The 24608-nt window shown below is 61.0% G+C and carries 21 protein-coding genes and 1 pseudogene; 8 read left to right on the forward strand and 14 right to left on the reverse strand.

Annotated features, from left to right (window positions below; translation table 11 throughout):
* The first annotated feature begins 4 nt into the window (after positions 1-4).
* Positions 5-1186: an isovaleryl-CoA dehydrogenase gene (locus VFW72_RS08410; protein WP_329673841.1), complete on the forward strand. Its 1182-nt coding sequence runs from the start codon at positions 5-7 to the stop codon at positions 1184-1186.
* 42 nt (positions 1187-1228) lie between these two features.
* Here VFW72_RS08410 and VFW72_RS08415 read toward each other — a convergent pair whose 3' ends face one another.
* The 9 genes from VFW72_RS08415 to VFW72_RS08455 all read right to left on the reverse strand — a co-directional run bounded on the left by VFW72_RS08415 (position 1229) and on the right by VFW72_RS08455 (position 10749).
* The gene (locus tag VFW72_RS08415; RefSeq protein WP_329673842.1) at positions 1229-1984 is read right to left on the reverse strand and encodes a class II glutamine amidotransferase; all 756 of its coding nucleotides are present in this window, start codon (positions 1982-1984) and stop codon (positions 1229-1231) included.
* Positions 1985-2038: 54 nt separating this feature from the next.
* Positions 2039-3097 carry an AgmX/PglI C-terminal domain-containing protein gene (locus tag VFW72_RS08420; protein WP_329673843.1) on the reverse strand — a complete coding sequence of 353 codons (1059 nt, stop codon included), beginning with the start codon at positions 3095-3097 and terminating at the stop codon, positions 2039-2041.
* Positions 3094-3588: a biopolymer transporter ExbD gene (locus tag VFW72_RS08425; protein WP_329673844.1), complete on the reverse strand. Its 495-nt coding sequence runs from the start codon at positions 3586-3588 to the stop codon at positions 3094-3096. The genes VFW72_RS08420 and VFW72_RS08425 overlap by 4 nt, the downstream gene beginning before the upstream one ends.
* Before the next feature lie 13 nt (positions 3589-3601).
* Positions 3602-4102, reverse strand: coding sequence for a biopolymer transporter ExbD (locus tag VFW72_RS08430; protein WP_329673845.1), 501 nt, complete (start codon positions 4100-4102; stop codon positions 3602-3604).
* Between the two features lies 1 nt (position 4103).
* Entirely contained in the window at positions 4104-4760 is a 657-nt protein-coding gene (locus VFW72_RS08435; RefSeq protein ID WP_329673846.1) for a MotA/TolQ/ExbB proton channel family protein, read from the reverse strand.
* A gap of 79 nt (positions 4761-4839) precedes the next feature.
* Positions 4840-5148 carry a hypothetical protein gene (locus VFW72_RS08440; RefSeq protein ID WP_329673847.1) on the reverse strand — a complete coding sequence of 103 codons (309 nt, stop codon included), beginning with the start codon at positions 5146-5148 and terminating at the stop codon, positions 4840-4842.
* Positions 5145-8315, reverse strand: coding sequence for a tetratricopeptide repeat protein (locus VFW72_RS08445; protein WP_329673848.1), 3171 nt, complete (start codon positions 8313-8315; stop codon positions 5145-5147). The genes VFW72_RS08440 and VFW72_RS08445 overlap by 4 nt, the downstream gene beginning before the upstream one ends.
* Positions 8299-10170 carry a hypothetical protein gene (locus VFW72_RS08450; RefSeq protein ID WP_329673849.1) on the reverse strand — a complete coding sequence of 624 codons (1872 nt, stop codon included), beginning with the start codon at positions 10168-10170 and terminating at the stop codon, positions 8299-8301. The genes VFW72_RS08445 and VFW72_RS08450 overlap by 17 nt, the downstream gene beginning before the upstream one ends.
* A 6-nt stretch (positions 10171-10176) precedes the next feature.
* A complete protein-coding gene (locus tag VFW72_RS08455) occupies positions 10177-10749 on the reverse strand; it encodes an AraC family transcriptional regulator (RefSeq protein WP_329673850.1) in 573 nt (190 codons plus the stop codon).
* A 233-nt stretch (positions 10750-10982) separates the two neighbouring features.
* On the opposite strand from VFW72_RS08455, the gene ssb reads away from it, so the two are divergent.
* Together ssb and VFW72_RS08465 are read left to right on the forward strand one after the other, a co-directional pair.
* Entirely contained in the window at positions 10983-11492 is a 510-nt protein-coding gene (ssb, locus tag VFW72_RS08460; RefSeq protein WP_329673851.1) for a single-stranded DNA-binding protein, read from the forward strand.
* A 151-nt stretch (positions 11493-11643) separates the two neighbouring features.
* Entirely contained in the window at positions 11644-12813 is a 1170-nt protein-coding gene (locus VFW72_RS08465) for a GGDEF domain-containing protein (protein ID WP_329673852.1), read from the forward strand.
* A gap of 49 nt (positions 12814-12862) precedes the next feature.
* On the opposite strand, the gene VFW72_RS08470 is transcribed toward VFW72_RS08465, so the two are convergent.
* A complete protein-coding gene (locus tag VFW72_RS08470) occupies positions 12863-13315 on the reverse strand; it encodes an HPP family protein (RefSeq protein ID WP_329673853.1) in 453 nt (150 codons plus the stop codon).
* A 125-nt stretch (positions 13316-13440) separates the two neighbouring features.
* On the opposite strand from VFW72_RS08470, the gene VFW72_RS08475 reads away from it, so the two are divergent.
* Complete coding sequence (locus VFW72_RS08475; protein ID WP_329673854.1) at positions 13441-14013, forward strand: helix-turn-helix domain-containing protein; 573 nt, start codon at positions 13441-13443, stop codon at positions 14011-14013.
* Between the two features lie 13 nt (positions 14014-14026).
* Here VFW72_RS08475 and VFW72_RS08480 read toward each other — a convergent pair whose 3' ends face one another.
* The gene (locus VFW72_RS08480) at positions 14027-14953 is read right to left on the reverse strand and encodes a LysR family transcriptional regulator (protein WP_329673855.1); all 927 of its coding nucleotides are present in this window, start codon (positions 14951-14953) and stop codon (positions 14027-14029) included.
* Positions 14954-15021: 68 nt separating this feature from the next.
* On the opposite strand from VFW72_RS08480, the gene VFW72_RS08485 reads away from it, so the two are divergent.
* The 4 genes from VFW72_RS08485 to VFW72_RS08500 all read left to right on the forward strand — a co-directional run bounded on the left by VFW72_RS08485 (position 15022) and on the right by VFW72_RS08500 (position 18378).
* Positions 15022-16029, forward strand: coding sequence for a quinone oxidoreductase (locus tag VFW72_RS08485; RefSeq protein ID WP_329673856.1), 1008 nt, complete (start codon positions 15022-15024; stop codon positions 16027-16029).
* A gap of 21 nt (positions 16030-16050) precedes the next feature.
* Complete coding sequence (locus VFW72_RS08490; protein ID WP_329673857.1) at positions 16051-16386, forward strand: YciI family protein; 336 nt, start codon at positions 16051-16053, stop codon at positions 16384-16386.
* A gap of 2 nt (positions 16387-16388) precedes the next feature.
* The gene (locus VFW72_RS08495; RefSeq protein WP_329673858.1) at positions 16389-17132 is read left to right on the forward strand and encodes an SDR family oxidoreductase; all 744 of its coding nucleotides are present in this window, start codon (positions 16389-16391) and stop codon (positions 17130-17132) included.
* Positions 17133-17337: 205 nt separating this feature from the next.
* Positions 17338-18378 carry an AraC family transcriptional regulator gene (locus VFW72_RS08500; RefSeq protein WP_329673859.1) on the forward strand — a complete coding sequence of 347 codons (1041 nt, stop codon included), beginning with the start codon at positions 17338-17340 and terminating at the stop codon, positions 18376-18378.
* A 1-nt stretch (position 18379) separates the two neighbouring features.
* Here VFW72_RS08500 and VFW72_RS08505 read toward each other — a convergent pair whose 3' ends face one another.
* From VFW72_RS08505 to VFW72_RS08515, 3 genes and pseudogenes are all read right to left on the reverse strand, one after another.
* On the reverse strand, positions 18380-19288 hold the full coding sequence (locus VFW72_RS08505; RefSeq protein ID WP_329673860.1) for an alpha/beta hydrolase: 909 nt from the start codon (positions 19286-19288) through the stop codon (positions 18380-18382).
* A 358-nt stretch (positions 19289-19646) separates the two neighbouring features.
* A pseudogene (locus VFW72_RS08510) lies at positions 19647-19952 on the reverse strand (tyrosine-type recombinase/integrase); the annotation flags it as partial.
* Positions 19953-20021: 69 nt separating this feature from the next.
* Entirely contained in the window at positions 20022-24596 is a 4575-nt protein-coding gene (locus VFW72_RS08515) for an NACHT domain-containing protein (protein WP_329673861.1), read from the reverse strand.
* Positions 24597-24608 lie beyond the last annotated feature (12 nt).

Genomic DNA, 24608 nt, shown 5'->3' on the forward strand with positions numbered 1-24608 from the left:
AAACATGAGCAACATGCCCGGACTGAACTACCAACTCGGTGAAGACGTTGATGCCCTGCGCGAAGCCGTTCGCAGCTTTGTCGACAAGGAACTTGCCCCCCGCGCGGCAGACATCGACCGCGAAAACTTCTTCCCCGCCGACATGTGGAAGAAGCTGGGCGACCTGGGCGTGCATGGCCTGACCGTGTCGGAAGAATACGGTGGCACCAACATGGGCTACGTGGCCCACATGGTGGCCATGGAGGAAATCAGCCGTGGCAGCGCATCGGTGGGTTTGAGCTATGGCGCACACTCCAACCTGTGCGTGAACCAGATTCACCGCAACGGCACCGAAGCCCAAAAGAAGAAGTACCTGCCCAAACTCATCAGCGGCGAGCACATCGGCGCCCTGGCCATGAGCGAACCCAATGCGGGCTCCGATGTGGTCAGCATGAAGCTGCGCGCCGACAAGAAGGGCGACCGCTATGTGCTGAACGGCAGCAAGATGTGGATCACCAACGGTGGCGATGCCGATACCCTGGTGGTGTACGCCAAGACCGACCTCGAAGCCGGCCCTCGCGGCATGACCGCCTTCCTGATCGAAAAGGGCATGAAGGGCTTCAGCAAAGGCCAGCACCTGGACAAGCTGGGCATGCGTGGCTCGAACACCTACCCGCTGTTCTTTGAAGACTGCGAAGTGCCCGAAGAAAACATCCTGGGTGGCGTGGGCAACGGCGCCAAGGTGCTGATGAGCGGACTGGACTACGAGCGCGCGATTCTGTCTGGCGGCCCCTTGGGCATCATGCAAGCCGTGATGGACAACGTCATCCCCTACATCCACGACCGCAAGCAGTTTGGTCAGTCCATTGGCGAGTTCCAACTCATCCAAGGCAAGGTGGCTGACATGTACACCATGATGCAGGCGGTGCGCTCGTATGCCTACATGGTCGCCAAGAACCTGGATGCCCTGGGCAACCAGCATGCACGCCACGTGCGCAAAGACTGCGCTTCGCTGATCTTGATGGCCGCCGAAAAGGCCACCTGGATGGCTGGCGAAGGCATCCAGATCTTTGGTGGCAACGGCTACATCAACGACTACCCGTTGGGCCGCCTGTGGCGCGACGCCAAGCTGTATGAGATTGGCGCCGGCACGTCTGAGATCCGCCGCATGCTGATCGGCCGCGAGTTGTTTGCAGAAACGCTGTAAACCCGCATGTGGCGCCCGCCCCCATGCACCGCGAAAGGTGCATCAAGGGGCCGGTGTGCCGCCCACAAACGAGATGAGCTGCCCCGGCTGAAACGCCACCCAAGGCTCGTCCACGGTGAGAGGCTCGGTCGCGATCACGGCAACCCGATCATCCGGCTTGGCCAGTTCGGCAAAGTTCAGGGCCATGTCTTCGTCTTGCAGACGCGCCAGGCCAAACGGGTGCTGACGTACCAGGTAATGCAGCTTGGTCGAACAATGGGCCCACAAGGCATCGCCTTGGCTCAACACAAAGTTGAATGTGCCGTGTCTGGCGATCTGGGGGACCAACTCGCGCAGCGTCACGTTCAACTCTGACACGCTGGGCAAATTGGCATGGCTTTTTGCCAGCTCTTGCATCAACCAGCAAAAGGCCAGCTCGCTGTCGGTGTCACCCACCGGCTTGAAAGAAGCATGCAGCTTGGGTGCAAAGTCTTTCAGGTTGCCGTTGTGGGCAAAGACCCAGTAGCGCCCCCACAGTTCACGCACGAAGGGGTGGCAGTTTTCCAGCGCCACCCGGCCCTGCGTGGCCTTGCGGATGTGGGCAATGACATTGCGGCTTTGAATCGGGTAGCGCTTGATCAGCTCCGCCACGGGAGACTGGCTGGCAGCCTGGTGGTCCACAAAGAGCCGGACCCCTCGGTCTTCAAAGAAGGCAATGCCGAACCCATCGGCGTGCTCACGCGATCGGGTGGCAAAGCCTGTGAAGCTGAAAACAATGTCGGTGGGCGTGTTGCAGTTCATGCCCAACAGCTGGCACATGGCACATCTCCTTCTTGGGCTCAGTGTAGATCACCGAGCCCCCCACCAAAGACCTCAAGACGGCAGGAAATCAAGCGGATACTTTTCCGTCGTCACGTCGACATCCTTGGCGCCAAAGTCGATCATGCGGATGCGCGCCACCAATTTGGCCTCCAAGGCAGGCGAATGCAGATCGCTGAACACGACCTTGCACGACAACACCTCGCCCGTCGGGGCCACCTTGATTTCGAACACCACCTTGCCTTGCAGCGTGGGGTCTTCGCGCAGGGCGCGGTTGTAGATCGCGTCCAAAGCGCCCTTGTTGCGGGCCAGCACCATGCGGATGTCTTCCGGCGAACGCGGTGCCTTCGCCGCAGCCGATGCAGCCGCACGCTTGGCGGCACCTGCTGCCGCACGGGCGGCGGTGTCATCCACCACCACGGTGGTGGCGCGCCCAGCCAAGCCCCCACTGCTCACTGAGCGACTGGCTGGTCCGGTATTGAGGCTGCCGCTGCCACCTGATGCGTTCGAGGTGATCATGGCGCGAGCCAAGGCCGAACCATCAGAGGGCCCCGCCACCGGCGCACCCGCTACCCCTTGCCCACTGCCCTGCCGGATGTCGGTCTTGATTTGCACGCCGGCAGAGCCACCCCGCACCTGGGCAATGTCATCGCTGGCAGCCAGCAAACCCATGCCAGCCACACGCTTGCGCGCAGCCTCGACCACAGCCGCCTGGTTGCTTTCAGCCACCGGGGCGCCTGTGGAGACCACGGCAGGCCGCGTCGCATCAGGAGCGGGTGCCGCTTTGCGTGGGGCTTGAGCCTGTGCCGGCTTGGGCTGCGCGGTCGTTTCTGGCTGCGCCTTCGCTGGGGCCTCAGGCACCTCGGGCGCCTTGGGCTTTTCCACAGGCGGCGGTGGCGTGTGCTCCAACAGCAGCTTGGCCATGGGTGCAGGCAAAGGCTGGTTGGCGACCGTTTCGGCCTTGCGTACGGGCGACAGCAGCAGGCTCAAACACAGCCCGGTCGTCACCAGCAGCACCGCGCCGGTCACCCGCCTGAACAACCGTTGATCGTCAGGCGAGTCGGTCCACGCCAGATCGGAGGAACGGAAAGACACCAAAGTCGCCGCACTCACGATGCGCTCCTTTGGCGAACGGCAAATGACACATCAGCGTAGTTGGCGCTGGCACCGGTGGCCATGATCTTGCGCAGCAGGCTGTAAGGAATGTCCTTGTCGCCCATGATGGTCAGGCGCCGAGCCTGCGATGCCTTTTCCTGGCGAACCACCTGGCGCGCGGCCACCTGCTCCAACTCAGCCTTCAGTGACGCAATGACCGGCGCGTCAGCCCGCATCACATCGCTGACAGAGGCCACCAGCCGACCATCGACCAGGATGTCCGTGGCACTGACTGTGACCACCACCGACTCACGCGGCACGGTCTGCGATTCCGATGCAGGCAGCTTCACCGATTTCGGGCTGATCAAGGTCTCCACCCCGCCAGCACTCGACAGCAGGAAGAAGATCAGGATCGTGAACACGTCGATCAGCGAAACCAGATTCATGTCAACGGCGTTCTCGTGGCGCGAACGCCGCTCGGCTCGTCGTTGGCGGGGAGTGAGTTCCATCTCTCTCTACCCTTCAGCGAGAAACAACCGGTGCATCACCGATCGAAATATTGGGAAAGAGCTCGCCACGCACCAGCTTGCCGTTGTGAACCTGGTGCCCTTCACGCAGGGCATCCATGACCTGCACCATCGTGTCGTAGGCCGTGTCAGGCTGAGCCAGCAAGGTGACTGCCGACTGGTTGGGGAAACGGCTCTTGATCTGTTGAATCAAGCGCGACAGCGTAGCCACATCGGGCCGCCCTTTCTGGTTGGGCACACGCTCGATCAAACCACCGACGCGGTCGCCCACCTCGACGGCGTCAGGCCGAATGGTGACCTCCAACTGCAGGTCATCGACCTTGAGTTGGGCCACGCCAGAGCTTTGGGCCGGCAGCGTCAAGTCGATGACCGCCAGGCGCGAGAACACCGCGGTGGACAACAGGAATGGCACCAGCACCACGATCAAATTGATGAACGCGGTGATTTCCAGGTGCGCTGCGTGCTTCTTTCGCAGCCTTCGGTTGCGAACGGCCATGTCAGCGAACCGAGGCTTGTTGGTCAGGGCGCAGACGCGTCACCAGGTTCAGGAAGCTCATCTTCGACGCTTCGAGCCCGTCAATGATTTCGCTGGTCTTGGACTGCAGGAAGGCGTGGATCAGCAGGAAGGGAATGGCCACCATCAGCGCGAACGCGGTGTTGTTCATGGCAATCGAAATACTGGCCGACAGCATTTCAGACTTTTCGGCTGGGTTGACCTGAGCCACGGCCGTGAAGCCCTTGATCAGACCAATGATGGTGCCCAGCAGACCGACCAGCGTGATCACGTTGGCGAAGGTGGCGATGTAGTGGGTGCGCTTTTCCAGACGCGGCACGATTTCCATCATGCCCTCTTCCATGGCCGCGTCGAAGTCTTCACGGCGGCCAGGGCTTTGCATGCGCTCCAGGCCGTAGCTGATGATCTTGCCCACTGCGGCGTCAGACTTCTCGGCCAAGGCGTGCGCCTCTTTCAACTGCCCTTGCTTGAGCAGGGGGTGCAGTTGCGACCAGGCCTTGCTGTTGTCCTTGCGGGCGCGCGACAGGTACACGAAGCGCTCAATGGCAATGGCCAGGCCCAAGGCCATGATCAGAATGCTGGGGTAAATGAACAGGCCGCAATCCTGAAAGAACTTCACGGCAGTTTGAAAGGCATTCATGGGGGAACTCTCCGATGACTGATGCTGATAAGACTGAAAAGGCAAAAACGACTGGAACCGGCTCCTGACCCGTCGCGACTCAGCGAGGGGCGGGCTCGGTTGAAGCCCCGGGCCGTGGCGTTGTTGCCTGTGAGGATGAATATTGAATCTGACGGCGCAGCGCCTCTCGGGTGAGCGGTGCGGGTTCGTCGTTGAGCACGCTGACCAAGGGCCGCCCGGCGATCACCTCGCCCTGAGTGGCTTTCTTCCAGGGCACGATGTAGAGCACCTTGGGCAGCTCCTGGTTGCCGGGCTCGGGCTTGGTGCGCTCTTGCGCTTGCACGGTCGAAGCGACACCCAAGCAGCTCAGGCACACAAGCCCCGAGGACACGAGACGAGATGGCTTCATGTGGCCTCCTTGCCTGCAGGTTTGGCGGCCGCTGGCTTGCGGCGCTTGATGTCGGTGACCCACTTGGCCACCGCCGCATCGCCTTGCGGGGTCAAGGCCAGATAGCGCTCGTACAAGGGCAAGGCAGTCGCCGCATCACCACGATACAGGTCGGCCAAGATACCCAGATTCAGCGCAGCAGGCGCGTAGCTGGCATCGGCCGCCATGGCTTTTTCATAGGCCGCACGGGCCTTGTCAAATTGGCCCAGCTGTCGATAGACCACCCCCAACTGGTTCCACTGAACAGCCTGACGCGGCGCCTGCTTCACGGCGGCTTCGAGCGAGGCGACTTGCTCTTTCAGGCGTTCCGGTGTGGCGGCCAGATCAAGGCCCTCACCCTTTTCGCGCTTGCCATAGCGCACGGGCAGCATTTCGGCCAGGGCATCGAAACTGCGCTGCACCCAGGCGTCATACACCCCAGATGCGGCACGACGGGCATTGACCTCGTGCATGTCGCTGGCCTTTTCCTCGAAGGGCAAGGCTTGCTCTTCCAGCAGCACGTTGTATTGCTCCAGCTCGACCTCGGACAGCTTCTTCGGCCGCTGCGAGCCCAGAATCGCCTTGCCAAAGTCGCGGTACAGCGAGGCCACGTGATAGGTGACGGCGGTGCTGACATCGGCCACGCCTGGCTCAGAAGCCAAGGCATAAGCCTGCAGCGCTTCTTCCAGCCGCGCCTTCTTGACCTTGAGCTGCTTTTGCAGCGGCTCAACCAGGGCCACGCTGCGATAAGCCTTGACCGCCGGCTCGGCCAATTGCAGGGCCGCATGGGCGCCCAGGTACCGGGTGCGATCGGTGCGCGCAGCGCCGCCCTTCAGGTCGGCGTCATAGATCTCTTTGAGCAGCGCCATTTCGCGCTTCGTGTTGCCCTCTTCGCGCGCCAGGGTCACGAGCTTGTCTCGCACCTCGAGGGTTTGCGCCAAAGGCACGGGGCGCATGGCTTGAAGCTGCGCCAGGTAGCGTTCATAGGCACGTGCGGCAGCGGCTTTCTCGCCCGCCTTTTCGCGGTAAGTGGCCACCTGCCAGATCAGGTCGCGTGTCAGGTTCGCATCCTTGGTGCCCGCGGCCAGCATGCGCTCCATTTCATTGGCGGCCAAAGACCATTTGCCTTGCTCGCCATAGGCCAGCGCCAACTTGGGCGCCACATCGGCTTGGAGGGCATGCTTGGGGTAGCGCTGGCGGAAATCTTCCAGCAAAGGCTGGGCGTTGCCCCAGTCTTTGACATCGATGTAAGCCGCCGCCGCATCGAATTGGGCATTGGCTCGCACCGAAGGCTGAGCCGCGGTTTCAGACACCCGCTTGAAGTGAACGGCCGCGTCCTTCAAATTGCCGGCTGCACGCTCCTGCTCTGCCAGCTTGTACAGCGCAGACAGTTGGTTGTCGGCCAGATCTTTGTAGGCCGGGTCTTGCGGCGAACTGAGTTCCATCAGGCGCGTGTAGGCCTGCTCCGCAAGCAAGTAGGCTTTGCGCTCGTAAGCGGTATGAGCCAGGATGGTCCAGGCCACCCGACGCTGCGCCTCAGTGGCAGGCGGCTGCAGATCGATGATCTTCATGGCCACACGGCCCGCTTGGTCTCCATCTTTCAAGGCATACAACTGCTCGGCCGCATCGGTGAGGATCTGCGGCGTGTGCTCGTTGCCTGGGAACGCTTTGGTAAAGCGCAAAGCACTGCTGACCGAGGCGCGCTGCAGGCGCGACAAGGTCAAGGGGTCGGCGCCCTGGCGCAAACGGGCATGGCTGAGCAAAGCCGCATAACCGGCCTCGGCGGCCTTGTCATGCCAAGGGTAGTCATAGGCCACGCGCTCGTATTCAGTGGCCGCCTCACCGTACACCCCCGACTCGAACAAGGCTTCGGCCAACAGGAAGTTGGTGCGAACGACTTGGCTGTCTTTGGGGAAGGTGTTGAGCAACTCGCGATACCAGTTCACCGCCTCGCGATAGTCTTGCTGGCTCTTGCTGCTTTGCGCCTGGGCGTGATAGTGGCGCGCCAGGTCGTTCAAGCAGGTTTGCACGCGTGGCTGGGCCTGACGCCAGGTTTTGGCATTGCCCATGCGCAAGCCGCTTTCACGGCCAAACAGGTTCACAAACTGCTTCTTGGCTTCCAGTGCCAAGGCGGGTTGGTCGGCCCGCTCATAGGCATCGATGGCCAAGCCCTGAATGCGAGGCGCCTGAGTATCCAGCGGGTTCAGTTTGACAAACAGGCTGTAGGTATCGGCCGCTTCCTTGTGGCGATCTTGCTTGGCGTAGAACTCACCCAGCTGCTCGTACACAAACAAGGCATAAGCCTGGCGCAAGGGCTTGGACGCCGGCGTGTAAGCCGCAATGCTTTCGGCCCCTCGCAGGTTCGACAGACTCAGGCTGACGCCGCGGAAGGTGTCAGACAAGAGCTCGCGGTCGGCTCGATTGAAGCGGTCAGGCGTGGTCAGCTTTTGCGAGCCCGGTGCCGCAGCCAGCTTGGTGTCGAGCACGGTGAAGAAGGTTTGCAAGGCGCTGTCGAACTGGCCCTGCTTGAAGCGAGACCAACCCAGCATGTACAGCGCACGATCCCGGAAGGCGTTGGGATGATCCGGGCCCACCAGCGATTGATAGGCCTGGTCAGCCACAGCGTACTGCCCCAGGCTGAACGACAGCTCACCCCGGCGGAACTCGACTTCATCGCGGTTGCTGGTTTGCGGGTACTGGCGCGCCAGATCGGTCAGCGTTTGCAATGCACCTTCCAGATCGCCCGCCTGTTCTTGGGCGCGTGCCAGCTGGTACATGACCTGATCACGATTGGGCGCATTCGGATGGGTGGCCAATTGCTCTTGATAGCGGGCAATGACCAGACGATAACCGGCCGCCGCATCCTGCCCCGCATCGGCATTGACCTTGTCTGCGCGATCGAGCTCCATGTCGGCCATGCGGCGCAGAGCTTCGGCGCGCAAGGTGGCATCTGGCGCGCCCCCTTCCAGCAGCTGGCTATAGGCCTTCATGGCCTGCGCTTCGCCAATGGTTTCGACATCGTCGGGCTGAACCGCCACTTGGGCTTTCGCCAGGGTTTGCAGGGTGGCGGGTTGCTTGCCTCCCATGAAACCACAGGCACTGAGCATGCTGGCTGCCGCCAGCAAGGTAAGGCTATGGCTTGGGCGCATGGGCCGCCTCCTTGTTATCGCCGCCTTGATCGGCGCCACCTGCGCGTCGCACGGCCACCGCCTCGTCGTACAACCTCGCCACGGCAAATCGAGCCTGCGCCAGATGAGAGGTCAAGGTGTCTTTCTGCCGGTTCAGTTCAGCCGTGGCCAGGGTTTGAAGGGCCGCCTCCTGATCGAGGCGCCACGCCTTCAGCGTGCGACGCTGGGCCTCCAGGCGCTGAGCCATGGCCTGCACGCGGGTGGCCACTTGGTCGAGGCGACTTGTTCCGTCACGCAGCAGTCGGGCAAGCGCTGCCTCGTGCGCCTGCGCCTGGGCCAGCTCGTCTTGCGCCGACGTCACGGTTTGCTTGGCCGCAGCCAAACGTGCAGGCGCGTCTTGCGCCACCTGCCAGCTCAAGACCCCGGCGGCCAGGCGCGCGCGATCGCGCAAGCGTGCCCACTCGGGGCCTGCTGGCGGCTTTTGAACCACAGAAAGCAAACGGTTGGCCCGGCCCAGCAGATCGCGCTGCTTGGCATCGGCAAAAGCCACCCCATCGAGGCGCGTTTCAGCCAGCCCAACTTCTTGCGCCAGAGCGGCAATGCGTTGGCGCGAATCGGCCAGCTTGCGGGCGCTGTTGAGGGCCTGGAGTCGATCTTGAACCCCCGCCAGGCGCTGCTGGCGGAAGGACAGGGCCACGCGCAGGTCATCGAGCCGCTTCTGGTCTTCGTTCAGGCTGGCATCCAAACCACGCAGATCGCTCAGGTTGCGAACGCCCTGCTGGAAAGCCTCCTGGGCCACGGCGGCAGACAAATAGGCCCAATGCGGTTCGTTTGTGGGCAGCACGAGATCAGCCTCAGCTGCCAGGCCCGCATTGGCGCCCAGCAGCCCATCGATCAGGCGACCGCTTTTGACAAAGGCCAGCGCGGCATCGAGGCTGTTGCGCTCGCGCTCGAAGGTTTCGACGGCATCGAGGTAAGTTTGCAGCGCCTTGCCCTTGGCGCCCAGTTGTTCGTAGGCGTAGGGCACGGCCAGGCGTGCCTCAAGGGCGGCGGGGTCTTTCGCGTCACGCTGGCTGAGGGTGAGCCAGGGCACCAGCGCCGACTGCGGGTTTTGCTGATCCATGGCGGCCCAGCCGTAGCCCAGCAAGGCCTTGTTGCTGGCGCTGCCCTGCAAGGGCACACGCTCCAGATAGGTTCGGGCCTGCGCAGGCTGCCCAGCCTTCAAGGCGGCAAAGCCCAAAGCCACATTGGCGCGGTCGCGCAGCGCTTTGTGCTCATCGGTACGCGCGGGCTCTTGCCCCAGGACGTTGAGCGTGGCGGCGCCCTCGGCCACATCGCCTGCGCGCTGTTGCGCCACACCCAGGTTGTAGCGAACCAGGGGCGAGCCCGACGCGGCCGCCCAACGCAGCACCTGCGCGGCACCACGGTAATCGGCTCGCGCCATGAGCAATTGCGCCTTCAACAAGGTCTGAGCCTCTTGCTGTGCCTCGGGCAACACACCGCGAACTTGCGACAAGGCGGCCTCGGCCTGAGCGCTTTGCCCTTGCCGCTGCAGCTTCTGCGCCAGTTTGAGCCAAGCCTGATCGCGCGCGTCACCGGCCCCAGCTTGGTTGCCGGCAGCCGACAGCACATCAGCGGCTTCGCGGTCCAGCCCGAAGCGGATCAACAGGTCCACCTGTTCAAGAGGCGCCAGGGCCGACGGGGCGGATGGCGAGGCCCGGTTGATCATCCATTGGGTGACGGCAGCCAGGTCCTGGTCTTGCCAGTAGTGAAAGGCCACTTGCCCGGCCCGCACCGCGGCGTCGGGCTGGGCATGTGCCCCGGCCACCATCCCACACGACAGCAGGACCAAGCCCCGCAGCAAACAGGCTCGCATGACCACTTACTGCCAGACCTTGACGTTGAAACCGGGCTGCATCTTGGCGCCTGCGTCTTCAATGCGCAGCTGGATGAACTTGGCATCGGCCGCCTTGTCAAAACGCTGCGTGACAGTGCGCTTGTAGCTGGCATCAGAAGGGCTGGTGCCGGTCAGGGTGGCCACCAGTTCGTGCTCGCCCGCCGTCAGGTTGCCCAGGTACAGGCGCTGAACACCGCCGCGCTGCAGGGCAGCCAATTCGGAAGCCGAGTACAGGTAGTTGGCCACGACCTTGTCGTCCAGCTTGACCTGCACCGAATCGAGCTTGAAAGCCTTGCCCACATCAAGCGACACGAACACCGCCACCTGACTGCTGGCTGGGTAGAGCAGGTCTTCTTCCAGGAGCTGCAGGTCGCGTTTGAACTGCACCAGGTCGCGCTTGGCCTCTTGCAGCCGCTCGTTGAGCGGCGCCGCACCAGCAGCGCCCGACGTAGAGGATGCGGCGGCCCGCGCGGGTTGTTCGGCCGCAAAGCCAACTTGAACCATCGCCAACGAGGCTGCCAGCGCCCCAAAAACAAAGACGCCGCAGCGGGACTTCATTTTCAGCTCCCAAAGATCCGTATTCTTGAAGCGAATGAGGGTATCTCATCCGACAAGCCGGAGCCATTGGGGATTCAATCGAGTGTGTAACAACCCGCACCAGAGGGAAAGCCACTGTCTACAGGCCCCTCGCAAGGGGGAGGCACTGTGAATCCATCCAGCACCAACCCCGGTCATAATGTCGACGCTAACTAACGGCACCTCTTTTAACTAACCATCTCTAGGAGCGCTCCATGGCGTCCATCAACAAAGTCATCCTCATCGGCAATCTGGGTCGCGATCCCGAAGTTCGCTACACACCCAGCGGCGCAGCTGTTTGCAATGTGTCCGTGGCCACCACTCGCAACTGGAAAGACAAGAACAGTGGCGACAAGGTTGAGGAAACCGAATGGCACCGTGTGGTGTTTTATGACCGCCTGGCTGAAATCGCTGGCGAGTACCTGAAAAAGGGTCGCCCCGTGTACGTGGAAGGCCGCCTGAAGACCCGCAAGTGGCAAGACAAGGACGGCAAGGACAACTACACCACCGAAATCGTGGCCGAGCAAATGCAATTGCTGGGCGGCCGTGAAGGCGGCGGCGGTGGTGGTTACGGCGGCGGCCAAGGCGGCCCCGAAGACTACAGTCAGGAAGCCCCCTCGGCACCCAGCCGCCCCGCTGCGCGCCCAGCCCCCGCTCCGGCACCGCGCCCCGCACCGAAGTCGTCTACCGGCTTCGACGACATGGACGACGACATTCCGTTCTGAACGCGCTGCGTTCAAATTCGAAAGACCCAACCCAGCTTGGGCACCCCCAAAGCCCCGAGTGCATGCCGCTTGGGGCTTTTTACTTGGGGACGCTTACTGAGGTCGGCGACAATCGTGCATCTGATCTCACCGCTTCCCTGCCCCCTCGGACATGATGCTTGACCTTGCGACCTTGCTGGCGGCCAGTGCCACGGCCACCCTTTCGCTCGCAATCCCTGTCTTGTTCGTGGCCTGGCGTGTTCGGGTGCACCACGGTCTGGCCCTGTGGGGATTGGGCCTGGTGCTGATCACCCTCTCATACCCCGCCTTTGGTCTGCGCGCCCTGGGTTGGACCAGTGGCTCCATTCTGGTCACCAATCTGCTGACCGGCTTGACGCTGGTGGTGCACACCTTGGCCGTCAGAGCGTTTCAGCATGAGCGAATCTGGCGTTTTCCGAATTGGGTCGTGTGGCTGCCGCTGGTGCTGAACATGGCTGCGGTGATCGTGTTTCTGCGTGATGACCATTGGCGCAACATTCTGGTGGCCGCCACCCAGGCCACCATGGGTTTCATGTTGCTGCACGAAGCCTGGGCACCCGGCTTGACCGAGCGGCGCCTGACGGGGCGCTGGGTGTTGATCGGTGGGGCCAGCATCTTGTGCGTGACCCTGGTGTGTCGCACCGTGTTCATGGCTCTGGCATCAGACTGGGACGCACGCTACAACGTGCCCACCCATGTGCAGGCCAGCACCTACTTCGTGGCTATGGCGGTGGTGCTGATCAACAGCATGGGCTTTGTGCTGATGCAGATGGAGCGCTCCATTGACCAGCAACGCTCCCTGGCCACCCACGACGCGCTGACCGGCTTGTACAACCGCAGCGCCCTGCAAGACCTGCTGCCCCTGTGCGCGGCACAAGCGCGACGCCACCAAGCTCCCTTGGCCTGCCTGATGCTCGACATCGATCACTTCAAGCACGTGAACGATGCCCATGGCCACCTGGCTGGCGACACGGTGCTGCAAGAGGTGGCCAGGCGTGTGCGCGCGCGCATGCGGCAGTCAGACATCCTGGCGCGCTTTGGCGGCGAGGAGTTCCTGGCCATCTTGCCCGCCACCGACCAAGCCGGGGCAATGCACCTGGCCGAAGACGTTCGCCAAGCCATCGCCACCCAGCCGATCGGGCTTTCTGATAACGGGGAATGCATCACCGTGACCATCAGCATTGGGGTCCACGTTGGCATTCCTGATGAAGACCAGAACGCCGTGGAACGAATGATTGATCTGAGCGACCAGGCTTTGTACGAAGCCAAGGAAGCAGGCCGTGATCGTGTGATGTACCGGTGACTGCGGCTGGAGAGTCAATTCAACGAGCCAGATGGGGGCAGCCCTCTCATCACAGCCAATAGCGGGGATAGCCGTTCTTGCGACCGCGATTGTTCACGCACCACGCCACCAAGACAACAATCAGAGAGCCAGCCAGAACCGGCGACAGCAAATAGCTGATCGGGGCGTGCGAAGTCATCACGATGAGCGGATCAGCTCCAGCTGGTGCATGGACGGTCCGCGTGAGTTGCATCGCTGCCAGCGCAAGTCCGACGGCAACTGCACAAGCGATCCAGTCGCTTCCAAAGCATGCGCCAATGATCAGCCCCACTGCAGTGGAGATCAGGTGTCCACCAATGATGGATCGGGGCTGAGCCAAGGGCGATTCGGGCACACCGAATGCCAATACACAGCTCGCGCCGAAGGGTGCCATCAACCACGGGATACCAGAGTGCGAACTGAGCCAACCAGTCAGACCAATGGCCACGATTGCGCCCAAGGCTGACCAGAGAACGAATTTCATGGGTGGCGCGGGTGGCGCACCTGAACTAGGCAAATAGCGTTCGAGCATGTCGTACCGTCTTTCGTTGAAATGCGCAAAGTATACCGATCTGTATACCCCAGTCAACTGATCGGTATACTTGCTGCATGACGACTGCCGCCCACATCACGCGCACAGCGCTGAATCTGTTTTACCGCCACGGCTTCCACGCCTCAGGCGTGGATCTGTTGAGCCAAGAGGCCGGCGTCACCAAGCGAACGCTCTATCGCCACTTCCCGACGAAGGATGCTTTGATTGCAGCTGCGCTGGATCTGCGTCACGAGCAGTTCATGAGCGGCATGCAAGCGTTCGTGGAATCGGCCCCGGCGCAGCAGCGCCCGTTGGCTTACATCGAATTCATCGCGCGATGGGCTGCGAGCCATGACTTCCATGGCTGTGCCTTTATCAATGCAGCAGCAGAGTTCTCGCAAGCCACAGCGGCACCACATATGCAGGCGGCTCGGCACAAAAGCGAGGTGCAAGGCTATTTGATGACGCTCTGCGAAACAGCTGCCGTCCAGAACCCCGAGTTGATTTCAATGCAGCTCTTTCTGATTGGTGAAGGCGTCATCGTTTCAAGCCAAGTCAATGGATTCAACTCCGCTGTAGGCGAGGCTGCTCTTGAAACTGCGAAGACCTTGCTCAAGGTGCGTCCACGGCGCGCGCCAAGCGGCGCGTGAATCTTGATCCGGTTCACTGCAACCCCTCTGACAACAAGACCTTGGCCTCTGCAACCACCTCCACCAACAGGTCGGCCATCAACCGCACTCGCGGTGAGCGTTTGACATCGGCATGCATGACCAGCCAGATCGGTCGCACCGTGGGGCAGATTGGGTCGGAAATGAGCGACAAAGCGTCGTCACCTGCGGCCAGAAAATGAGGCAACACGGCAATACCCAGGCCGACGCGAGCGGCGTTGAACAAGGCGGTGAGGTCATTGCTTCGAAACACAAAGCGACGGTGCGCGGCCACCTGGTTCAGCCACCGTTGCTGCGGCACCTGGACCAGACTGTCGTCATAGCCTAGAAACTCCCAGCGATCGCTGGGGCGCTGCGTATAGCCATGTGCTGCGTAGAGGCCATAGCCCATATCGCCAATGCTGCGGGCGGTCAGGCCTGGTGCGGTGGGCCGTGACATTCTGATGGCCAGATCAGCCTCGCCACGTGCAAGATTGGCTTCGCGCGACTCGCCAATCATCTCCAACTGAATGTTCTGCCAGCGATCATGAATGGCTGCCAGACGCGGCACCAGAAAATGCCCCGCCATCACGGGGGGCGCTGACACCCGCACCGTGCCCTGCAAGGAAGACACGCCTAACGCCGCGCGCGAGAACGCCTGAGCCTCGTCATCAATGCGGCCAGCCTGGGCAACCAGGGTTTCACCCTCGGCCGTCAGTGACCAGGCCTTGGGCAGTCGATCAAACAACTTCAACCCCAGCGATTGCTCGAGTGACTCTACGCGCCGCGCCACGGTCGAATGCTCAACCTGCAGTCGACGAGCCGCACCAGAAAGACTGCCTGTTCGCGCCAGTTCCAGAAAGTAGCGGATGTCATCCCATTGAGGGGCTCGCCTATCGGGGGGCGGGTTATCTGATCTTTTTTGCACAGATGATGTCGACATTTTGAGAATTGTGGTGCGATTTTGAACAACGTAAGCTGAGCCTGCAAGTTCAATTTCAGGAGAACACCATGGGCCAGCGTGACCCCTTCATCGCGGCAACTGCCACCTCTCAAATGAGCATTCGCCAGCACGGCGATGCGTCTGTGCTGGTCGCCACCGAGGCGGTGCTGCCACCGCCAGCGGCTGGCGAAATCCGGGTGCGTCACACAGCCATTGGCGTGAACTATGTCGACGTCTATCACCGCACGGGGTTGTACGCGCTGCCGTCATTACCCGCCGTGCTGGGCGTGGAAGCCGCCGGAGTGGTGGAGGCACTGGGCCCCGACATCACCACCCTTCAGGTGGGCCAGCGCATTGCCTATGCAGGCCCACCGGCAGGCAGCTATGCCAGCGCACGCAACCTGCCTGCTGCCAGGGCCATTGCCCTGCCCGACGATGTCGCTGACGATGCTGTGGCCAGCTTACTGCTGCGCGGGATCACCACCCACATGCTGCTGACCTATGTCTACCGCCTCCAGGCGGGCGATACCGTGCTGGTGCAGGCTGCAGCGGGTGGCCTGGGGCTGGTGATCGTGCAGTGGGCCAAGGCGATGGGCGCTCGGGTCATTGGCACCGTGAGCACCCCCGCCAAAGCCGAGTTGGCCCAGGCCCACGGGCTGGACCACGCCATCCTCTACCGTGACGAGGACGTCGTTGCCGCCGTCATGCGGCTGACCGATGGCAAGGGGGTGGACTACGCAATTGACGGCATTGGCGGCAAGACCTTGCTGGACACCCTGGGCTGTGTGCGCCCTTACGGCATGGTCGCCAGCGTGGGTCAGGTGGCGGGTGAATCGGGCCCGCTGGACTTGTCTCTGCTGGGGCCGGCGCGCTCGGTGGCGCTGTCTCGGCCAGGCGTCTTCCGTTTCATGACTGACCTGAGTCGGTATCAGGAAGGGGCCGCCGCCACGCTGAGGCAGTTGCAAGCAGGGCTGCAACCCACCATTGGTGCCGTTCTGCCGCTGGCGCAGGCTGCCGAAGCGCATCGCCTGCTGGAATCAGGGGCCACCGTGGGCTCGGTTCTCTTGCGCCCTTGATGGGGGCGATGCGAGGCATTCATGCTGTTTCTCATCTTGCTTGACTACTTGCGCCCACTGCCCGAGGTAGATACCCACCTCGAAGCACATCGCGCCTTCTTGAGCCGTCATTACGCGCAAGGTCACTTCTTGCTGTCGGGCCGCAAGTCGCCTCGAACCGGAGGCGTGATCCTGGCCAAAGCCGATGCGTTGCACGAAGTGACGCAATGGATTGCAGAAGACCCGTTCTGCCAAGCGCGGGTCGCGAGCTATCAGGTCGTGGCGTGGGAGCCAACGATGGTGGCAGCAGACCTGACCCCCGACGTCATCGCGGCTCAAGCGCAGCGCAAGGCCGTGCCATCTCTTATGGACGAATGAACATGACCCACAGACAAAAGCCGGTTGCCATCGTCACAGGCGGCGCCACCGGCATCGGCCGGGCCACCAGTGAACTGCTGGCATCCATGGGGTGCTCGGTGGCCGTGGTCTACTCCCGCAGTGAAGGCGAGGCCGCCGATACGGTGGCGAGCATTCGCGCTCGCGGGCAAGATGCCATGGCCGTTCGTGCGGATGTTGTCCAAGCCGACCAAGTAGCCCGCATGGTGGAAGAGGTGGTCAAGCGCCATGGTGGCATTGACTATGTGGTCAACAACGCAGGGGCCACACGTCAACTACCGTTCGCTGACCTCGAACAGGTCACCGACGACATCTGGGATGAACTGTTTGCAGTGAATGTCAAGGGTGCATTCAACTGCAGTCGGGCTGCGGCGCCCTACCTTCGCCTTCGCCCTGGCAGTGCCATCGTCAATGTTGGCAGCATTGCAGGCGAAACTGGCTATGGCTCGTCACTGCCCTATGCCGTGTCCAAGGCGGCATTGCACGGGCTGACCCGGTCACTGGCCCGCGCGCTGGCCCCCAGCATCCGTGTCAACTGCATTGCCCCGGGGGCGGTGGAAACACGCTGGTGGAACGGCTATGAAAACAAGATGCGGCAACTGGCGGGCGAGCTGGCTCTTCAGCGAATCTCGACCGCTGAAGACATCGCCGAAAGCATCTGGTGGTTGCTGACAGCCCGCTCGATAACAGGACAAGTCGTGAAGGCTGAGAATGGACAGACGCTTTGACGTCCAGGGCCCATGAAGGGCACCGTTGGGGAAACTTCAATGAATGGCATCGACAGTGGAAGAAGCCATAGGGCTTGAACAGCACGGCGCTGATGCAATCATTGCCCAAGGTCTTGAGGCTGGCTGCGAGAAACCCATCCCAGCGTCAACGGGTTCGGCAATGCTAGGATGAAACGCCCAACATCACCCCGCACACCGCCGCACGATGCCGACCCACACCCAAGTCCCGCAGGTATCTGCCCGCATTGGTGCTTTGGTTGTGCAGGTGGCAGCGGCTCGCGGTGTTGAGGCGCAGCGCCTGATGACCGATTCGGGCTTCGCGCCTGACTGGCTGAGCGACGCCGAGGCACGCATGCCATTGGCCGTTGAGGAACGGCTGTGGAACCGCGCAGCCGAATTGACAGCAGACCCTCTGTTCGGATTGCATGCGGCGCTGGCGATCCGCCCGGGAGCCTTTGACGTGCTGGACTATGCCGTTCGCACCGCGGCCAATCTGCGTACTGCACTGCATCGGTTGGCGCGCTACAACCGCCTGGTACATGATCTGGCCACGTTCGAGATCGTGGCGCAAGATGACATCGTCCGCATCGAGCATCGTTTCGATGGCGCTGGTACACGGCCCTGCCGCCAGGCTGCCGAGTTCACGCTGGCCTCTTTGGTGGTGGTGGCCTCGCAAATGGCGGAGCAACCGGTTCACCCGCTCGCTGTTGAGTTTGCTCATGCGCCTGCGGATGACAGCGCCGCTACCCAAGATGCTTACCGCGCGGTCTTCGGGATCGCCCCGCGCTTTGGTGCGCCGATCTCTTGCGTGGTTTTTTCAGCCGAGATGCTGGAGCGCCCCGTTCCGGCTGCAGACCCAACGCTGTCGCGCATCGTGACGGCCCATGCCGAGCAATTGCTCGCCGCCCACGCGCCAGCACAAGAAGGCATCGCCGAACAAGTGCGGCGCCTGCTGGCCGAGGGCATGTCGAACGGCCCCATGTCGCTTGCGCAAACTGCCCAGCGACTGCACATGAGCGAGCGCAGCCTGCAACGCAGGCTGGACGATGAAGGCACCCGCTTTGCCGACCTCATGGATGAAGTACGACGCGAATTGGCCTTGCGTTACATCTCGGATGCGCGCCTGTCTTTGGGCGAGGTGGCTTTCCTGCTGGGCTTTGCCGAGCCCAGCCCCTTTCATCGCGCGTTCAAGCGATGGACTGGCATGACCCCGAGCGCCGCCCGCCGCGCCCGCCAAACCGGGTAGTTCAGCGCGGCTCGCTTCGCTGCTGTTCAACCTCGCTTGCAAGAAAGTGCAGCAACGCCGCTTCGACACGTTCCGGCATTTCCAGGTGTGGATAGTGGCCCGCATCATCGACCAAGACAGGCTGTGTGCCGAGAGCCTGCCCCAGCCAACGTGCCTCGGCAGCCGCATCCGGAAAGTCCGGGTCTCGTGTGCCCATCACGACCAGCGCCGGCACACGGCTTAGCGGAACGATGGCTTCCGTGTCGGCCTTAGACAAACCCACCATGGTTCGCAGCGCATCCATGCGACCAGGTTCGCTCAGGTTGGCTGCCAAGGCGGCCCGGGCTGCTTCGTGGTCAGCCGGCTTTTGCGTGGGAAACAGGCTATTCCAATAAGCCATCCAAAACGCCAAACGCCAAGGGCCGCCAAAGCCCACAGCGACCGCCGTCTTTGCGATCCAAGATGGGGAGCCATCTCGCACGATGGGCCCGAGCAGCACCACAGCCCGCACCTGCTTGGGCGAATCGTGTGCGGCCCACAGGGCAGAGCCTGCGGCAAATGAATTGCCGAGGATGACAGCCGGCCCCGCATTCAAGTGCTTGATCAGTGCCAACGCGTCACGGCCCACCGCATGCGCTGAATAGTCACGCCAAAGGGCGGAAGTTTCACCGTGGCCGCGCACATCCATGGTCACCACCCGATAGCCTGCCCTGGTGAGCAGTGGACGCAAGGCTCGGTACTCCGATCGCAAGTCGCCCATGCCCGGAATGGCCAACACCAGCGGGCCAGCCCCACCTGTGTCGTCGTATGCAATGCGCCCCTCGTCCACCTGCAGTAGGTGCGTGGCAGTTTCAGGCCGGCTCACATCTGGCGCCGCTTGTGCGAATGATGCGCTGGCAACGAGCGATGCGGCGACAAGAAGCTGCGTCATGGTCTTCATCTGTTCACTTTGCGACTGCGAAAGGTTGATGAAGTGACTTTGACGCATCAATGGCATCAAAGCCATGACATCTGGCGCCGATGTATTGACCGCAGGCGTCAGGGTGCAGAACGCCAGCGTAGATGTACTCGCTGGGGGGTGTCATTAGAAAATTCTGTTTTGGTTGACGCGGGTTGGTAGCTGAGCCAAATGGACTGACTTGGGCAGTAGCGTGGCAACTGAGTGACTGAATGTGGTTAGCTCTGATGGATCAATGGGAAGGTCCGCTTCAGGCTGACAGCTGTCTTTCGGCAAGCTGTCCTAGAGGGGCTGCTCTCGGCCAGGAGCAGTCATAGTCGAATGGTTGCTATCAAGCCGCTTGATTCGATAGGGCATCGAGCGGGGTTCGCACAGCTCCGCCGCCAAGCTTTAGCACATGGGTGTAGACCATCGTTGTGACCACACCGGCATGCCCGAGAAGTTCCTGAACCGTGCGTATGTTGCTGCCGCTTTGGAGCAAGTGAGTGGCGAAACAGTGCCGAAGCATGTGAGGCGATGCCGGGTTGGCAATGCCGGCCTGAGCCAGGGCCCGCTTGCAAGCCCGCCGGAAGGTCTGGTCGAGCAGATGGTGGCGGTGAACTACGCCACTGCGCGGATCGGTGGACAAGGACGACTGCTTGCAGCGCGACCACCTGGCGGCATGGCTTTCGGCCGTTCGGCAGATTCAGATCCCTGTGATCGGCGCCTACGGGCGCTCTGCAGCCTGAAGCCAGTCATTGACGCCGTTTACACCCAAAGCTAGCAAAGCATCCTGAATAGCAACCACGCGCCGGAGCATTTCTCCGGCGTCTGTCGCTTCTTGCTCTTCGGCTTGCGCGAAAAGTCGAGTCAGCAACTGCGTAAAGTTGTTTTCGTGGTCATACAAGGGAACCTTTGTCCGCTGAGCAAACTCAACGTAGAGCTCGGTTGCATCCAGTGCGAAGCTTGGATCCCGGTTCGAAAATGCGTTCAGCCAACTATCGAAGCCATACACGTCATGGCGCTTTGGCTGCGCATCGCTTTCAAGCAAAGCAAACCAGCGTTGGACGAGAGCTATCGGCACTGAAACTAGCGGCGTCGTGTCTCTGAAGACTTGAGAGACTCTTTGGGTCAATGAGGAGGCATGCGGGTTCTTTGCACTCAGCGCCTCGGCAAGGCCGCTAAGGCATTCCTCACGGTGCTGCTGCATGTTGCCGGTGTTTGCCCAAACGCTCGTCGCGCCTTCCCACGCTTCAGCGCTGTTCTTCGATTTCAGTTCGGCGAGAAGTGTAGAGAACTCTATACGTCGCGATAGTGAAGCGAGGGCAGAGATCCGCCCCCACACTTCCAAGTCCTTGCCGGTTCCGTCGCGACCCAGCCGTAGCAGCCGTGGCGCGACGGTTTCAAAATGTCGGTGATAGGCGTAGTAGAGGCAGGGCTCTGCCATGAGCCAGAGCCCCTCTGACTCCGGTTGGATTGCAAGATCAAACAATGCCCAACCAAACTCAAAATGACGGCTTTGCAAATAGGGAAGGCGTCGTAGCATCAACGCGCGAATGGCAGGATGCTCGTCTGCAGCAAATCGGCGCAACGCTGATGCGAGCAGCGGGTTCACTGACGCGTTGACCTCAACAAGCTTGTTGGCGGCGATCATCAGCGCTTCTGCAGCATGGCCTCTTGCCATGTTGATCCCTGTGGTGAGTAGATCAACGGAGTCGCCCGAAATAGAGCTCTGTTCCCGCAATGATGAAAAACCGATTGCCAAGAGAACCAGGCGTTCGGTCTCTTCTGCATCGCACACCACATGCGCACAGGATTGCAGTGCATTCGATGCCGAACGATTGTGGTGCCAGTGGCTGGGATGCCGCTCCAGCTCGTCTAGGACCAGCTTTGCCAAAAAATGGGCATTCGGCTCTTCAACGGGTACCCAAGGACCATTCTGCTGGAGGTTGCCGTACCGATGCGCGAGGTAGGTAGCGACGCCGTCCATGATGTCATTGCAAAAGCGATCACTGATGTGCGCCCAATGCCCCGGCAAGAACTTCAAGAAACGCGTTGGATGCCGTGAAGCGGCCTCTTTCAGCTGCCAACCAACCTCTCGCTCGCCCCCGACCAGAAATTCATCAAAAGAATTCCGCGTGTGCCCGTTGTAATGAGCTAGGAGACGTAGTACGGCGCTGTCGCTTGCGGCAAGAAATACTTCGAAGGAAAACGGTGCTCCAACGGTGCCGCCTCGCGTATGGATGGTAGGTTGACGTTCCAGCGGCCAAGTTGACTGGCTGCATTTATCCAGCACCCCAAGCGAGGCAGGCGAACGCAGGTGGCAAGGGATGGCGAGAATCAGCTGCGACTGCGCGATGAGCACCCAGTGCCGGTGCTTTGCATCAACCTCGATTTCCTGATGCAGGTTCAGTATTGAAGTTTGAATCGCGTCTTGCGTGGCGGGGCTAAGCCCTGCGAATGCCACTTGCATCAAGGCGCCCAATTCATGCGACAGGTTGGATGCCAGCAGCGCGCTGTCGATCAGCATGCGGCCGATGAGATCTAGATTGGCTTCCGGCACCGCTGTGCAAGCCAATACGGCGAAATAGCGCAGCGCGCCTTCGCCGCTGAAGCAAATGTGCTCGCGGTTCTCTTGCCACCAGGCTGACTCAGACCTCGCGTGATGCACTATTGCTGCCTCGACGGCATCGAGCAAGATCCGTTCGTTACTTATGTGCCGATGATCGCTCTGACTGTGCGCATCGCTATGTGATGTGTCGCTTAAGAAGCCATCCCAGAGGTCTGTGGAGGTCACGCCGTAACGGACCCTTTTAACTTGGCTCCATCGTTCAATCGAAGAGATTGCCAAGTCCAACAGCGCGACGGATTGCCGCATTCGATCGCCCAAGAATGAACTGTTGCTGCTGCCAAATTCATGCGGCGCGCAGCGCAACTTCTTGTCAAAGTTGTAGGCGAGTAGATCTTCTTCGCGGATGTCGCCCGCGATGAAATTCCATAGCGCTGCATCATCGATACCGTCGGCTGCAACGCAGCGTGCGAGGACATGACCAAGGAAGCTGTGATCTTGTCGCGGGAGTTGGAGCAAAGTATCAAGCAAGGGCGCTATCAGCGCCGAATGCTCTTGGTCGATGTCCAAGAGTGCGTGCGATAGCGGCCACGCGGATTGCTCCTTGTCCAGCCAATCCAACGCAAGCGCCTCTCTCCAGAAAGCAATCACGCCGGGCGCATCCTCGTTTTTCCAGCAAGAGACCCGATGTATGTGCGCCTTCACGCCTTCTGCATCGCGCTCGTCTTTCAGCACAGGGACCAAATGCCTAGACCAGAAATGATGCCAACCTCGGTGCGTCGCTTGCGTGTAGATCACTTGGAACACTTCACGATGCTGGTTCCGCAAGTCGCGAAGCAAAGGCCAATCCTCGTCCAGAGGAATTTGCTCCGCCAAGCATTCCGCCACCAAGCGGCGAACGTGGAAGGCATGGGCTCCCATCAGAACCTTGCGCAGTTGTTTCCGAAACTCTCGACGATCTCCAGTCGCCAGCTGACTGACGAAACTGCGGATGCTTGGCCGCACAAAGGGCACTGGGGGCAAGTTCTGAATGAACGCTTCCAAAGCCAAGCGCTGACGCATCGCACCATGAATCACCAAGACGTCTAATAGCGTCTGGTGTCCAAATGCCAGTCGCCCGTCTGCAGTCTCGTGCAGGACGTTTTGGCTAAGCAGCATTCGCCGGATGTCGGCTGATACCGCAAACGCCTGACTCGGTACCGACAAGCTCCTTTGTAGCAACATCTCGGTAGCTATGGACTCAATTGCTTGCATCGCGCTGTCGCCCAATGCGCTGTCGTCTTGAACGATGGTAGTTAGGTATCGTTGCGCTAGCGCCTGACTGGTCACTACGTTGAAGCTGCCACCGCGTTGTGCCAGCTCGGCGAAGAGTGACAATTCGCGCGGGTTGCGAATCAATGTGCGGGTAGTGGAATCAATGGTGGTCGCATCTATGCCAAGTCTTGCTAGAAGTGGAGCGATGTCAGCCTCCCAGTTCAACGGCTGGCAAGCAAATTCCTTGGCCCAAGTTCGCTGCGCAATGCGTCGGTCGTAATGCCGATCAAAGTCACGGCAAGCAGTGACAACGGTTACGTTCGAGATCAGTAGCAGCCGATCAATCTGCGCAAGAAAGTACGTGAGTACGACATGTTCACGCGCGATGGAAAGCACATCCAGCGAGTCAATGATCACTACGACGTGTGAATCTTCGGCCATGCGCGCAACGCTTTCCACCCACAGCTCGGACAGCCCTTGCGTCTGACGGTCTTGCGCTGTGGTCATATCAGCGAACTCACGCGCCTGAATGAACAGCGGCAAAAGGTCAGAGCTGGCTTGAGCCCGTCGCTCCAGCTCCTCCTGCACGGCGAGCATTACACAGGTCTTTCCCGATCCTGGCAGGCCTGAGAGCAATATGGATTGCTCTTTGGCCTCGATAGCAGCTAGCAGGTCCTTGACTACGGGGCTCGAAATACGCTCGTTTCCAACGTCCCTGCGCCATGTTCGCCCAATGGCGGAAGTACTCTTGAACGAAGTACGGACTTCCACAGCATTCATGGGCGGCGTCAGCATTGCGCCCGCTTGAGCTAGAAGGCCTTTGAGATCCGCGTTATCAAGCCGATGCCGCACGGCGGTGCTTAGACCCTGGGTACTAGTGCGCATCCCAAGGTGGTCCAGTCGCGTCCATAAGGCGTCGAATGCGGCTTTTGGTTTGCTTGCCAAGATGCGCAAACGCTCATGAAGCAATGCAATCATTTGGTCCAGCTCTGGACTGACTTCAAACGTCGTGCGGCACAGAAATTCGTATGTTGAGAGGGGTTCACGCGTTTGCTCAATCAGTCGCTTTAACGCGACGTCGCTGCTCTTGTGCCTGATTCCGAGATTCAGTTGATATGCGGCCTCGTCGGCGTAGTTGACGCTGAGTTCTTTTAGTGCGGACAGATCGCCAAAAGCGCTACGCGAATAGAAGCGAACTTCAGCAGTACTGTCTTTTGCAAGCAATGCGATTGCCTTTGCCAGCTCGTCAGCAAGGTCGGCTATCGACCAGGCTTTGTGATCGGCCTGGTTCTTCTTGCATTGGCAGCAAATCTTGCTGCCATCCGCCCGTCCGATCACTACATCGTCCACTGACCACTTCACTGAATCAACTTCGATCCATTGATAGTCGGGGTCAGAAAGAACGGATAGGGCCCAACCAAAGGCCACCAAAGTCTGGTAGCCATCGCCTCGGTTTGACTGGATGCCTGCCTTGCTCACCGCTCCTCCATG

The organism is Aquabacterium sp., from assembly GCF_036273115.1.
Lineage (GTDB): Bacteria > Pseudomonadota > Gammaproteobacteria > Burkholderiales > Burkholderiaceae_C > Aquabacterium.

Excerpts from the sequence above, each read along its gene's own strand:
- VFW72_RS08410 (WP_329673841.1), top strand. The coding sequence starts at position 5 with ATGAGCAACATGCCCGGACTGAACTACCAACTCGGTGAAGACGTTGAT.
- VFW72_RS08415 (WP_329673842.1), bottom strand. The coding sequence starts at position 1,984 with ATGTGCCAGCTGTTGGGCATGAACTGCAACACGCCCACCGACATTGTT.
- VFW72_RS08425 (WP_329673844.1), bottom strand. The coding sequence starts at position 3,588 with ATGGAACTCACTCCCCGCCAACGACGAGCCGAGCGGCGTTCGCGCCAC.
- VFW72_RS08430 (WP_329673845.1), bottom strand. The coding sequence starts at position 4,102 with ATGGCCGTTCGCAACCGAAGGCTGCGAAAGAAGCACGCAGCGCACCTG.
- VFW72_RS08435 (WP_329673846.1), bottom strand. The coding sequence starts at position 4,760 with ATGAATGCCTTTCAAACTGCCGTGAAGTTCTTTCAGGATTGCGGCCTG.
- VFW72_RS08440 (WP_329673847.1), bottom strand. The coding sequence starts at position 5,148 with ATGAAGCCATCTCGTCTCGTGTCCTCGGGGCTTGTGTGCCTGAGCTGC.
- VFW72_RS08445 (WP_329673848.1), bottom strand. The coding sequence starts at position 8,315 with ATGCGCCCAAGCCATAGCCTTACCTTGCTGGCGGCAGCCAGCATGCTC.
- VFW72_RS08450 (WP_329673849.1), bottom strand. The coding sequence starts at position 10,170 with ATGCGAGCCTGTTTGCTGCGGGGCTTGGTCCTGCTGTCGTGTGGGATG.
- VFW72_RS08455 (WP_329673850.1), bottom strand. The coding sequence starts at position 10,749 with ATGAAGTCCCGCTGCGGCGTCTTTGTTTTTGGGGCGCTGGCAGCCTCG.
- ssb (WP_329673851.1), top strand. The coding sequence starts at position 10,983 with ATGGCGTCCATCAACAAAGTCATCCTCATCGGCAATCTGGGTCGCGAT.
- VFW72_RS08465 (WP_329673852.1), top strand. The coding sequence starts at position 11,644 with ATGATGCTTGACCTTGCGACCTTGCTGGCGGCCAGTGCCACGGCCACC.
- VFW72_RS08470 (WP_329673853.1), bottom strand. The coding sequence starts at position 13,315 with ATGAAATTCGTTCTCTGGTCAGCCTTGGGCGCAATCGTGGCCATTGGT.
- VFW72_RS08475 (WP_329673854.1), top strand. The coding sequence starts at position 13,441 with ATGACGACTGCCGCCCACATCACGCGCACAGCGCTGAATCTGTTTTAC.
- VFW72_RS08480 (WP_329673855.1), bottom strand. The coding sequence starts at position 14,953 with ATGTCGACATCATCTGTGCAAAAAAGATCAGATAACCCGCCCCCCGAT.
- VFW72_RS08485 (WP_329673856.1), top strand. The coding sequence starts at position 15,022 with ATGGGCCAGCGTGACCCCTTCATCGCGGCAACTGCCACCTCTCAAATG.
- VFW72_RS08490 (WP_329673857.1), top strand. The coding sequence starts at position 16,051 with ATGCTGTTTCTCATCTTGCTTGACTACTTGCGCCCACTGCCCGAGGTA.
- VFW72_RS08495 (WP_329673858.1), top strand. The coding sequence starts at position 16,389 with ATGACCCACAGACAAAAGCCGGTTGCCATCGTCACAGGCGGCGCCACC.
- VFW72_RS08500 (WP_329673859.1), top strand. The coding sequence starts at position 17,338 with ATGCCGACCCACACCCAAGTCCCGCAGGTATCTGCCCGCATTGGTGCT.
- VFW72_RS08505 (WP_329673860.1), bottom strand. The coding sequence starts at position 19,288 with ATGACGCAGCTTCTTGTCGCCGCATCGCTCGTTGCCAGCGCATCATTC.